8 protein-coding genes are annotated in these 10,121 nt (G+C 36.8%); 3 read left to right on the plus strand and 5 right to left on the minus strand.

The features are described from left to right. Window positions 1-15 precede the first annotated feature (15 nt). The 3 genes from ACKWBX_RS17340 (at window position 16) to ACKWBX_RS17350 (ending at window position 6,041) form a co-directional block, all read left to right on the plus strand. Window positions 16-3,579 (plus strand): hypothetical protein, encoded by a 3,564-nt coding sequence (locus tag ACKWBX_RS17340; RefSeq protein WP_413969989.1) that lies wholly within the window; start codon window positions 16-18, stop codon window positions 3,577-3,579. A gap of 2 nt (window positions 3,580-3,581) precedes the next feature. Further along, window positions 3,582-5,219 carry a hypothetical protein gene (locus tag ACKWBX_RS17345; RefSeq protein WP_413969990.1) on the plus strand — a complete coding sequence of 546 codons (1,638 nt, stop codon included), beginning with the start codon at window positions 3,582-3,584 and terminating at the stop codon, window positions 5,217-5,219. Window positions 5,220-5,387: 168 nt separating this feature from the next. Next, window positions 5,388-6,041: a hypothetical protein gene (locus ACKWBX_RS17350; RefSeq protein WP_413969991.1), complete on the plus strand. Its 654-nt coding sequence runs from the start codon at window positions 5,388-5,390 to the stop codon at window positions 6,039-6,041. A 114-nt stretch (window positions 6,042-6,155) separates the two neighbouring features. Here ACKWBX_RS17350 and ACKWBX_RS17355 read toward each other — a convergent pair whose 3' ends face one another. The 5 genes from ACKWBX_RS17355 to ACKWBX_RS17375 all read right to left on the minus strand — a co-directional run bounded on the left by ACKWBX_RS17355 (window position 6,156) and on the right by ACKWBX_RS17375 (window position 10,032). Continuing rightward, a complete protein-coding gene (locus tag ACKWBX_RS17355) occupies window positions 6,156-7,352 on the minus strand; it encodes an IS256 family transposase (RefSeq protein WP_413969992.1) in 1,197 nt (398 codons plus the stop codon). Window positions 7,353-7,447: 95 nt separating this feature from the next. Continuing rightward, on the minus strand, window positions 7,448-7,933 hold the full coding sequence (locus ACKWBX_RS17360) for a hypothetical protein (protein ID WP_413969993.1): 486 nt from the start codon (window positions 7,931-7,933) through the stop codon (window positions 7,448-7,450). Between the two features lie 18 nt (window positions 7,934-7,951). Then, window positions 7,952-8,800: an endonuclease/exonuclease/phosphatase family protein gene (locus ACKWBX_RS17365; protein WP_413969994.1), complete on the minus strand. Its 849-nt coding sequence runs from the start codon at window positions 8,798-8,800 to the stop codon at window positions 7,952-7,954. 550 nt (window positions 8,801-9,350) lie between these two features. Further along, complete coding sequence (locus tag ACKWBX_RS17370) at window positions 9,351-9,713, minus strand: hypothetical protein (RefSeq protein WP_413969995.1); 363 nt, start codon at window positions 9,711-9,713, stop codon at window positions 9,351-9,353. A gap of 64 nt (window positions 9,714-9,777) precedes the next feature. After that, window positions 9,778-10,032: a hypothetical protein gene (locus ACKWBX_RS17375; RefSeq protein WP_413969996.1), complete on the minus strand. Its 255-nt coding sequence runs from the start codon at window positions 10,030-10,032 to the stop codon at window positions 9,778-9,780. Window positions 10,033-10,121 lie beyond the last annotated feature (89 nt).

Here is a 10,121-nt window from a genome sequence, read left to right on the forward strand (position 1 = left end):
AATACAATACAAGCTATGCCACATAAGTTAAGTTTAATAAAAGAACAGACCATTAGTGAAACTGGGTGGGGGCAATTTGCAAACAACCCGTATGACGAAGGTAAAATTGCTGACATTACGGATAATATGGGAAAGTTGGAAGTGCCCGTAACTTCAATTCCTTCCCCTTTTGCCCAAATGCATTTGTTTGAAACTTCTTTTTCATTCATTAATAAAGCATACACGAGCGAGAATAATAATATATCGGCTTTATCTGGCAATACCACCTATCACAATTACATATCAAACTGTTTAGATGTTTTTGAACTTCTATTCAGTTATGAAACCTTGAAATTAAGAGGACGTATCGCAGTCGAAATTTGGAAGAAAGAAGAGTTAAACGAATTGTTGAAAAGCCATAACCCCGGCGTAAAAACATTTGCGGAAACCCTAAAAATATTCATCAACAACTACAACAACGCTAGTAGATTTAAAACTAACGGAATAGGGAATGCCTTTAACGAAGTTGCACTAATTTACCTCGACAATACTATCATTGCAGGTACTTCTCCTTATACAGGATTTTTTACCATCGGCGACGAACTGCCAAAGACCATAAAGAGCAACTACAACAATCGCTATTTTTTCACCACTAACGAACCGTTATTTAAACGTGGCAAGGAATTTCAAGAATTCATCAATGCCTTTTTTGAATCTAATAGCGGTTTGTCCGGTTCGTTTAAGGAAGTTTATAATTACATTAAAATCAATCGTAAGCACATTGAAAACTATGAAGTAAAGAACTTTATAAAAACTATTGAGCGTAATGGCGGTGATGAATTTCTGAGAGGGTACGCCAATTTAGAACTAGACCGTAATGAGGTTTGTTTTTTAGGGGGAAGTGTTCCGTATATGTGCGATAAGTTTGATGCTCAAGAAGAAGAAACTACCGTTAAAAAAAGTGATTATATAATTCAGACCAGTAAAAACCTGGAACGATATCCTTTGGCATTGGCCAAGGGATTAAACAAAAAAAGATGGACCTATTACGGAAGCAATAAATTCACTCCAGAGCTAGAATTGCTCACCTCTTCCCCCATCGAGAAAAGAAAACTTCCGGGTTCGGTAATCTCATATCCTTGGATTACCAGGAATGATTTGCTTTCCAAGCATTTGATTCAACTAGATTATGTCGTCAATACTACTAAATTTTGGTTGCCGGATGGGGATGTACAGAACATTCTCATTCCTGTTATGCCTGAGTATTTCAACTACTTTACCATTACCGATTTAAGAGAACAGCTTTCTATTACTAAGCTAAAACTAGGTGCCATTGTTGTGCGGTTAGATATTCCGGTAGCTGCTGACAACGGCCGAGGTGTAGTCACTTTTGAAAGAACATACGATTTGGTTAGTCCAGATGCAATCGATAACGATGATTACGGTGCTATTTTAAAATCGTCAATGGCATTTGGTGTTTACCCCTTCTTTAAAGTTGCAGACTCCCGTTTTAATGACCGCTATAAAGTGCTTTCTTATCATATGATGGGCGAAGAGATAACCTATCAATTTTTCAGGGAAGATACTGCGGCACCCCAGCACACCAAAGTTACTTCAAGTTTAATTTCAAGAACCAGAAAAGAAGAAAGTTACCCTTGTGTTTCTAATTATTTAGAGTTGACCAATATTAAAACCAATAAGCAGGGTGAAGCCATAGCAGATACGGAACTAGACATCACTTTTGATGCTGTACAAGTTGTTGTTAAATTTTTAGACAAAAACGAAACATCAAAAGCTGTTTTGATTCCGCTTATGGGCGAACCCATTCAATTAATGGATGGAAACCCTATAATTGCCTTTGATATTGGCACCAGCAATAGTTTTGTGGCCTTTAAAACAGGAAATACACCTGAGCATCTATCCACCTACAAAGGTAAAAAAAGTGCAGCCCGGCCGGATTTGGTAATGCTTAATGCCCCTAAAGTACATTCTGAAGGCGTTAAAACATGTGATTTAGACAATGTTAAGGCTATTTATGGCGCAACTCAGATAGCGGAATTTTTACCTACGCTAGTGGGGAAAGATTCCTTCTTCAAATTCCCTATACGCTCCATTATCAATATTGACAATGATACGAATCCGGAAATTACCCAGAGTGTCTCTTTATTATCCAACGTAAACATCCCTTTTGGATTTGGTCAAAACCAACTGCGTAGAGATTATGATTTTACCCATTCCAACATTAAATGGGGTGTTACTGATGGCACTAATGTTGCGGCTCAGAACAAATTAACAGCATTTATAGAGCAACTGATATGGTTAGGTCGCAACAAACTTTTGAGCGAGGGCTTTAACCCTACAGCGGCAGATGTACTTTGGTTTAAACCTTTAAGCATGGGTAGTAACCAAACCTCAGTATTCAATGGTATTTGGGAGAAATTATATGATAACTATTACGGTAAATACAGCGGTACTAAAAAGCTCATGAGCATCACAGAATCTTGGGCTCCTTTCTATAGTTACGATAGAACATTTGGCGCTGGAGAAGTATATATGAATTTAGATATTGGTGGTGGTACTACAGACTTGATTCTCTTTCGCAATAACCAACCGGCATTGACCACCTCTTTTCGTTTTGCTGGGAATAGTTTATTTGAATCGCGAAGCGGAAATAACCCATTTGATAACGGATTCGTCTCTAAATATGAAACCATCATGCGTTCAGAATTTGGGAAAGAATTTACTAAAACAGATATTATTGATTATATCAAAAATTCTAAGGGCCTACTATCTACTGATTTAATCAGTTACTTTTTCTCTTACAATTCATTCAGTAGAAAGTTAATGTTAGACAGCGAATTCAAACTACTCTTTCTGCTGCATAATAGTTCCATTTTTTATCACTCGTTTCAAGTTCTAAAAATGAGTGAAATAGATAAACTCCCTAGTTATATCGGAATAAGTGGTAACGGCGCAAAGCTTTTAGAAATTACGAATGGCTTAACAGATTTAAATAAACCTAAGGGAGTAGCATCATTAGTTTCGTTGATTATCAAGAAAATATTTGAGAAAGAAAAAGCTCCTAGAGTAGAATTACAAATTTTGGACAACCCCAAAGAATCAACAGCTATTGGTGGAATAAAAGGTTTGGAATATATACGTAAAAACGCGACCGCAGATACTGACAATTACTTTTTGTGCGTGGGTAATGATAAAGATTTGTTCCGAGAAACAGATACACAAGCCAGGAAAAAATTTAAGTATGGAAACTTCATCAAAGCATCGGATACAACTATAAATGAAATTACAGAAAACGTAATTAGTTTCTTTGATTTCTTTTTTGATGAACTATGGCATGAGGCAGATTTTGTCAAAAATTTTGGATTGGAAAAATCCTATAACCCAGAAAAGCTACGTGACTTTTTCGCTGATGCTTCAAAAATTAGCGATACCATACGAGAGGTAGTTAACCATAAGATTGAGGTAGAACAAGAACCCGAGCTAAATGATTCCCTATTTTTTGATGCTATAAAGTCATACCTCTATGCCTTTTCAAGAATTATCGTTTCTGAGAAAATCAATGAATTTAAAGGCGTATAAACATGAAAGGTATTTTCAAATTTTTTATCGCTGTTGTAGTTGTACTATTCATTATTAGTTGTTCAAAAGAATCCGAGGAGACTACTATTAAAGTTAGACCTGGTTTTGAATCCTTTAAGGATTCGCTTTACAAAAGTTACAAAGCTGATGTCGTAAAGAAAAACAAGATCTTGTTGAATAAGCTCTTTGATAGTGTTGCTTATAGAAGTATTGATTTGGTTTTGCGCGATAGGGCCTATGAATCAAAGCCAAATGAAGCTCCCAAATTAAAAGGGATAACGTTGGGTGAAATGAAGTCGAAGATAAAAGGCTCCAGCGAAAATGATAACGCAATTCGAAATTATATTGATAAATTTATTGCACTTAAAAAAGATTTTTCTAAAAGAGGACTTAGCGAAAAACGGCTATTTAAAAATCAAACCAATAGAATAGTAAAAAGTGAAGTTTACCTTCAAAATATCGTTAAGGATAACGTCAAAGATTCACTTTATATAGATTTAACTACTCGCATTGAAGGGTTTATAAAGACTTCGCAGGAGAAGTTTGAAACAATCATTCCCAAAAATACTTGGCTTAAAAAGCATAATGCCCATATAGAGAAAAAGTTTATAACCTATCAGCAAAGTAAAAATGAATTAGTAAAAGATTCTGATTCCATATTAAAAAATAACAATACCTGGCTACTTGTCTTATTAGCAGTCAGCTTGCTTGCAAATCTACTTCTGGGCGTACTATGGTTTAGAAATAGAAAAAAAATCAGGAACACTAAAGTTCAAGAGAGTGATGTCATTCTTGAAGAAGAGGAAGAATCCGTTCCAGATACTTCCCTTACCCCTTTAGAAGTATCTGATTATGTTTCACAAACTTTTAAAAAACTACAAGCCAATTTAGCTACAAACTATCATCCAGATTGTGTAGCAACCCAAAGTCAAGAGTTCAAATCTTATGAATTGATTATTTCTCAAAAAAGTAAATCCCAACAATTCAAAGAAATACATGAGTTAGAACAATTTGTGTCTCCCTTGATAAAAAATTATGAAGGCCAATTAGCTCAAAAGCTAGTGCAAATAGTAGACAAGCATTCTGCAAGGCAACTGTTTGAACGACAATTAGACACTGAGAATTTTGTGCTTAAATATGCATCATCTATTATTTCAGAAGAAGAAATACGGTCTAAAGTGATGACACTCAAAAAAAGGTTCTATGACGAAATACCTAAAGTCATTTCTAAAAGTGACCTTGAAATAGAATCCCAAGGTCTAAGAGAATCTATTGTAATGGCAATTGAGAAAATGATTACTGAAAACGGTCAATTATTCTTTCCTTATGCAGATACAAAAGGTATACTTTATGACGACAAAAAATCAAAAGAGAAAGAACGTGATAGTGCCATCAAACTCACTTTAGACCCAAAAGACAAAACGCGGGCTACTTTTCAATTACTATATGAATATTCAGATATGATGTTAGCAGGAATACAGAGTTATGATATTCTGCTATTGCCGATTTGCGATTTAAAAAGTGAAGACTTTGACAGAAATGGTACTAAAATATCTCAAAATGGAAAGGATGGTGAAATGATTCTTGACGATGGGAAATGGATATTAAAAACCAAATTGGCAATAAAAATAACACAATAGCAAATGATTTATATCATCATCTTATTACTCATCACGCACTTCGTGGTTCTATATCTGCTAAAGAAGTATTTAGATTCGTACAAGCTAAATAATCATAATCATATTACGGGTGAACTAAGTAAAATAAACTCCTCATTTACCCAGAGTATTCGATTGGTAGAATCAAACATGACCATTCATTACGAAGAATCGAATACGATATTAAAAAAACTGGAACAGAAAGCGAGTGATTTTAATCAAGATAGCACCAAAAAATTCAATGAACTCACCACTTTTATACGTACCGATTACCGTTCGCTGACCCAGTTGTTGAAAACCAATAACGATTTGCTGGAAAAGCTCATGGAAAAAACCAAACTCAATATCACCAAGAACAAAGAATTAAAACCGCTTTTAGAAAGCAGTAGCGAGGAGTTGGAAAAAATTTACGGTAAAATAAAGATGCTTGTATCGAATTATGAAAAAAGTCTAAAGGATATTAAAATTGAAATTGAAGATGCGCTATCATCCGTAGAGACGATAACAAACGGAAAAATAAAACAAATAGCCGCAGATAGTGAAAAAACGATTTCTGACACTTTGGAAGTAAGCAAAGAAGCCATAAACAAGGTTACCGAAACTACCAATCAGCAATTAAAGAAAGTGCTTAAGGATAACCAAATAAAACTCCTGACAGATAAAATTCAAAATATAGATGAAGAATTAAAACTGAACCTAACCGAAGTCAATGAATCAATTTCGGGGTTAGATGCCACTTTTATATCTGAACTAAGAGCGCTCAAAAAAGAAGGCAAAGACAAAAAGGGCTTTTTTGGATTTTGATATCAAAATTGTAAAATGAAAAAATTCTTGCGGTATTGGTTCCTTGATGTGGAAATAAATTGACACTATCCCAATAACTGTGTAAGTTAAAAATAACAGGGGTTCGACTTTTATCTAAAGTCTGACCCTTTTTTCATAGATCGTAAGGAACTGATTTAGGATTATGCCCCAGTTCCTGATGGGCATGGACCATTTCTTGGTGGCCTCCCGTGTAGCCAAATATACTGATTTCATCACCGCATCGTCCGTCGGGAAGGACAGTTTGTTCTTGGTGTACTTCCTGATCTTCCCGTTCAGGTTCTCGATAAGGTTGGTCGTATAGATGATTTTTCTGATCTCCAAGGGGAACTCGAAGAACACGGTAAGTTCGTCCCAGTTGTCCCTCCAGCTCTTTATCGCATAGGAGTACTTTGATTCCCATTTCTTGGCAAAGTCCTCCAGGGCGGCCCTTGCCGCTTTCTGGTTCGGGGCGTTGTAGATATGTTTCATATCGGCGGTGAAGGCCTTCTTGTCCTTCCATACCACGTAGCGGCATGCGTTGCGTATCTGGTGCACCACGCATATCTGGGTCTTCGATTCGGGGAACACGTTCTTGATGCTATCGGTGAACCCGTTCAGGTTGTCGGTGGCGGTAATCAAGATGTCCTCGGTGCCACGCGCCTTCATATCGGTGAGCACCGACATCCAGAAGGCGGAGGATTCGTTCTTGCCCAGCCAGAGGCCGAGCACTTCTTTCTTCCCGTCCCTGCGCAGGCCTACGGCCACATAGACGGTCTTGTTGATCACCTTGGAGCTCTCGCGCACCTTGAATACGATACCGTCCATCCACACGATCAAATAGACGGGTTCCAAGGGGCGGTTCTGCCATGCGGTGATGTCGCCCGACACCTTTTCGGTGATCCTTGATATGGTAGATGTGGATACGTCGAAGTTATAGACCTCGCGTATCTGTTCCTCGATGTCGCTGTTGCTCATGCCCTTGGCGTAGAGCGATACGATGACGTTCTCGATACCGTCGACCATATTCCCTCGTTTGGGTACGATCATGGGGTTGAAGGACGCGTCCCGGTCCCTGGGCACCTGTATCTCCGACTCGCCGAAGGAGGTGCGTACCTTCTTCTTGGAATGCCCGTTACGGGAGTTGTCGCCTTTTCTCCTTTGGTGTTTTTCGTAATCGAGGTGGCCGTCAAGTTCGCCTTCGAGCATCTTCTCGATACCGCGCTTTTGGAGTTCCTTAAGAAAACCGTTGAGCTCGTCGCTGGTCTTGAACTGCTTCAAAAAATCGTCGTTGAATAATTTCTCTTTTTTCATAAGGTGTAAATATTTAAAATTAGACAAAAAAATAGCGGGGGCATGCCCCCGCTATTTTCTATTTACACACTTTATGAGATAGTCCTTAAATTTTATTACTCAATGAATTTCTCAATATCGGTAATCATAAATTTAAGCATATCCCATTCTTTCAATTTAGTATTTTTATTATATAAGTCCTTTCTAATACTCAATAGAAAGATTGCAAATTTTCTCATTGTTTCTTTAGGGTCATTTTCTGACTCTCCTTTATAAAAGGCTTGCATCATACTATTGTAAGCATTTACCATATCATCAGAACCAAAAGTGATTAGATTGAAGCCCGCTTTTCGATATTGTACTGAACCAATTTCGGAAATGGCCTTGTCTTTCATTTTTTGATTTGATTTATTTGCAAACATGGTGATTAGTGGATGAAGTATCGTATTGTAAGTTTCAATACGTCTCTCTAATGCTCTTTCTTCGATTGCTTGTAAATCCTCTTTTCTTGTTTTTAAAAACCATGAGATAAGTCCCCCAATGAAAACAAGTAGGGGAGCTCCCAACGTTGCTGCTAAAGTTATTAATTCGGTTTGTTCCATTAAATTGGTTTTAGATTGTTATTTTAAATAGAACTTCAAAAAAACTGGCAAATGGTCAGACAGTTTTCTAGCCTGCTCCAGTCGGTCACAAAACCGTACAAAATCAATAACTCCCCCGTCAATCTTTTTAATATCGCTTGAATAAAAAATATTATCAATTGGATAATTCAAATACTTCCCTCGCTTACAAATCTTTTTCAAGGTTGTTCTTTGATTCTTAATAGATGCCTCGTAGCCCTTGACTTTTAAAAGGTCGAAAACAGGTTCCTTTTCGTCGACATTAAAATCCCCGGCAATTATAAGTGGTGTTGCTAAGGAGTCTACAGCAAAGCGACTCAAAGCATCAATCTCGCCTTCCGGGTTTTTATCATGAGGCCTGGAGTGAAAATTAATTACCGTAAATTTTTGCTTATTCAAATAGAAATCCAATAAAAAGGGCTCTCTATCTATCTGAGAATTCAATTCATCAAGTAACCAGCCTCTATTCTTTATTTTGATATGTTTAGTTTTCCAAATAAAGGCATAACGTTCTGTGACATATTTAGAACTATTGGTAGGGTCGCTGATGACGTAATCCCATTGAGCACCCTTTCGATTTAGGTTATCGGTTAGTTGAGCAACTGCTTGTGCACCACCAAAGCCGGCTACGACTTCTTGAATGGCAAGAATATCAGTATCTCTGACAATTTCCGCAATCTTATCAAGTTCATCGCTATTTTTTGTTTTACCAAAATCGCGAATATTCCATGAGACCACGTTAATAGTATCAATTTGCGAATGAATACTAAAATGAAAAAAAATGAAAAATGTCAGGAGTAAATTTTTGAGCATTCCTTTTTGTAGTTTAATATCTACTAAATTACTCAAAATGTTATGTGCATTTTATAGATAAGCGTAAAGTAAATTAATTTTATGCCTTGGTAAGACTAATAGTTAATGACATTTTTAAGGCCAACATTATCGAGAACTGTTTAAGCTTCCCTTTTTCGAAACTCTTTACAATATGCCTTTTGAGTAAGATTTCGTGATTGCGGTTAAACTTCCTGAAATATCCTCTAAAAAATTAGAACTCTTTACAGAATCCACTTTTTGTAAAGAGCTTAAATCCACCATAAATTCATCAAAAATTCAAACTTCTAAAGCACTGAAGACAAATAATATATCTCTAAAACCAAATATTTAGGCAAAAAGAAAAAGCTCTCTAAATATTTGATTTAAAGAGCTTTATAAAAAGTGTGACAGTGAGAGAACAGACTTCAAACTTTTTGAAAGAAGATATTGAAATTATTATTGAAGAATCATTCCTTATTAGTAATGCCCGTTTTTAATTTATCAAGGAGTTTTATGTTCAAAGTTTGGAGAAATGCAGGGCTATCCCTAAAGCGTTGACCGATATCTTTAATTTGAATTTTTGTTGTCATATTCTGCGCCCCCTATTTCTTTTAGGTTTATTGATTCGCTTTAATTCTTTGACATCGAACAAATCTTTGGTTCGATTGGATTTAATCTTACTGCTGATCAAATCATCTAAAGAGATGACACGAAGCCGAGCAACTTTGGTCGGGCCGATCTGAACCTGTTCGGATTCTTCATATGCCTGGTCTAAAGACCTGCCTACACTAAACTTGGTTATTAGTTCAACATCCAGATCGGCCGGAGAAAACTTTAAGGAAATATTTTGTTTCTGTTCTCGCACCTCGTTAGGGAACCCATTGAAATCAAGGCCCATTTCCTCGAAAACCCTCCCCAGCTTTTCCAAGTTTTCTTTAGAGGTTTCCAACCAAAAATCAATATCGGCGGAATGCCTTTGGTGGCATGAAAATTTACTGCTGCGCCACCTACCATCAGCATTCGTACACCATGCTTACGGCCAGCTCAAGAAATTGATCGACGTCCTTTTTCCATTGTTGCATCAATAATACGTTTTGATCATGATCTTGAAACTGTTCTTGTCCAGTTTTTTTGCTTTTGTGGGCAGCCCTCTTGCTGTGTTGCATAAACTCAATAAAACGATAGAACCTTTCGCTTCGGGATAAAGCAAGGAAATGCCTTTCCCGTTCCATATTTGCCTCGTCCTTTGTTCTGAAAGCTATTTTCATAATATGGGATATTACGTCTCTAAGTTAAGCGTTTTTTTAGATTTAAAGTCGTAAGCCTTCGTTTGAGGTTTATGGATGTCCTTTACGAT

The sequence above is a fragment of the Maribacter algae genome (assembly GCF_047345745.1).
Classification (GTDB): domain Bacteria; phylum Bacteroidota; class Bacteroidia; order Flavobacteriales; family Flavobacteriaceae; genus Maribacter.

What these genes read in the sequence shown, in the direction of transcription:
- ACKWBX_RS17340 (WP_413969989.1), top strand. Translation starts at nt 16, where the DNA reads ATGCCACATAAGTTAAGTTTAATAAAAGAACAGACCATTAGTGAAACT.
- ACKWBX_RS17345 (WP_413969990.1), top strand. Translation starts at nt 3,582, where the DNA reads ATGAAAGGTATTTTCAAATTTTTTATCGCTGTTGTAGTTGTACTATTC.
- ACKWBX_RS17350 (WP_413969991.1), top strand. Translation starts at nt 5,388, where the DNA reads ATGACCATTCATTACGAAGAATCGAATACGATATTAAAAAAACTGGAA.
- ACKWBX_RS17355 (WP_413969992.1), bottom strand. Translation starts at nt 7,352, where the DNA reads ATGAAAAAAGAGAAATTATTCAACGACGATTTTTTGAAGCAGTTCAAG.
- ACKWBX_RS17360 (WP_413969993.1), bottom strand. Translation starts at nt 7,933, where the DNA reads ATGGAACAAACCGAATTAATAACTTTAGCAGCAACGTTGGGAGCTCCC.
- ACKWBX_RS17375 (WP_413969996.1), bottom strand. Translation starts at nt 10,032, where the DNA reads ATGAAAATAGCTTTCAGAACAAAGGACGAGGCAAATATGGAACGGGAA.